Origin of the sequence: Shewanella sp. POL2, assembly GCF_000282755.1 — a bacterium.
GTDB lineage: Bacteria > Pseudomonadota > Gammaproteobacteria > Enterobacterales > Shewanellaceae > Shewanella > Shewanella xiamenensis.
Window position 1 is genome coordinate 1 of record NZ_AKZL01000182.1, and the last position, 1,833, is coordinate 1,833.

The 1,833-nt window shown below is 50.7% G+C and carries 2 protein-coding genes; one reads left to right on the forward strand and one right to left on the reverse strand.

The genetic code is table 11. The features are described from left to right. On the reverse strand, positions 1-1,463 hold a 1,463-nt coding region (locus SHEWPOL2_RS21905), incomplete at its 3' end, for a glycoside hydrolase family 97 N-terminal domain-containing protein (protein ID WP_037431740.1). Between the two features lie 218 nt (positions 1,464-1,681). Here SHEWPOL2_RS21905 and SHEWPOL2_RS22605 point away from each other — a divergent pair. After that, on the forward strand, positions 1,682-1,833 hold a 152-nt coding region (locus SHEWPOL2_RS22605; protein WP_192812114.1), incomplete at its 3' end, for an SAM-dependent methyltransferase.

Here is a 1,833-nt window from a genome sequence, read left to right on the forward strand (position 1 = left end):
AGCCCAGTATCTTTAATCGGCTCGTGGGTATTAATGCTGATATGGTGCTTGGCTGCTTCGGTAACGCTGTGAAGATATTCGCCCACCATAAACTGACCGTCGTGCCATTCGTGACGGGTGATACCGTTTCCATCGATGCGTTTGATTTGTCCACCGTCAGCGACATAACCGGTTTTGACTTGGGTCACGCCATGTTTTTCATACAGGGCGAAGGCATCATTCATTTGCTTGCGGTAGTGGGTGACTGAGCCTGCGGTCTCGTGGTGACCAATCAGGCGCACGCCTTTTTTCGCGCCGTAGGCGGTAATGGCGGGTAAATCGAAATCATCATAGGCCTTAGTAAAACTGAATTGATCGCCATTATGGAACCAATCGCCATCCCAACCTTGGTTCCAGCCTTCGACCAAGACACCATCAAACTGGTACTTGGCGGCGAAATCCATGTAGCGCTCTGTTTCGCTGGTGGTTGCGCCATGCGCTGGGCCCGAGCCCCAAGTGTTTTCATTGAGGTGCATCCCCCACCAAATGCCGACATATTTACCCGGTTTAACCCAAGAGACATCCCCCAGTTTATTGGGCTCATTCAGGTTGAGGATTAGGTGAGAATTAAGCAACCCCGTGGCCTTGTCGGCGATTTGAATCGTGCGCCATGGGGTATAAAAGCCCGCTTGGGTTTTAACGCGAGTGCCATCTGACCAAGGGGTGAGATCGGCCTTGAGCTTGCCATCGCGCTGTTGATCGAGTGTCATTGAGGCAAAATCAACTAACGCCGCCTCGTGAATACTCAAATGGGTGCCATCGACCAGTTTAAAGGTAAAAGGAGTGTGGGCTCGGTCGACCTGATTGAGCGCGCTGGTGCGATACAGATATTCGTAGCGGTTCCATCCCCGAGAAGGGATCCACCAGGCGGTGGCCTTATCACTCTGGCCAATATTAAATTCGGTGAGTTCATCGGTAATGGCAAGCGGCGTATTGGCTGGCAGGGCATTTTGTGCGGCTAAGTGATAACGAAAGCCGATGCCATCGTCAAAGGCTTTAAACTCGAGGTTTAAGTCGATTTTACCGTCGGTTAATACCACGCTCAGTTGATTGTGTTGATCTTTAATCCATTCCTGCTCACCCCAAGGTTGCTGCCATTTTTCATTGGCACTGGCGGTGTGGCTCGATTTAATGCGAAGACCTTGGCCTAATTCGCCCAGTGAGGCAAAGACTAACCCTAATCGGCTCGGTTCGATAACGGTTTTGCCATGAAAATGGATTTGATATTCGGGGCGGCCCGTATCATCACTCAGACTCAAGACGATTTGCTTATCGGGGGAGCTCAGGTTGAGGGTCTGCGCCGTGGCACCTGTACTCAACAGGCTGCCAATGCTGAGTGCTAGCAAGCTGGGCGTGAATAAATTGTGTCGATTTCGCGTTGGCGAGTTGATGTGGCGTGCGTGGGTAAGAAGATTGCTGAACATTCCCTGATCCTTGTTTTTATAGTGAATATGGGTCAATGCATACTAGTGGTGATGGCTTTTTGCTCGCAATGGGTTGCATACGTATTCACCGGTGCGGCCTAGAGGCTGGCAGCCTAATAGTCAAACCTAAAGAGATGGGTTTTAACCGCTGACTCGGGTAGAATGCGCGGCTTTATGGCGCTCAAGCATGTATGGGCGCGATTTTTGAGGCGTCAGCGGTGAAAATCAGTCAGCGATTACAGCAGATCAATCAGATGGTAGAGCAAGGATACGATCATATTTGGGACTGCTGCTGCGATCATGGTTTACTCGGCATGCTGTTACTGCAAAGAAATGCCGCGCCTAAAGTGCATTTTGTCGATTGTGTGGC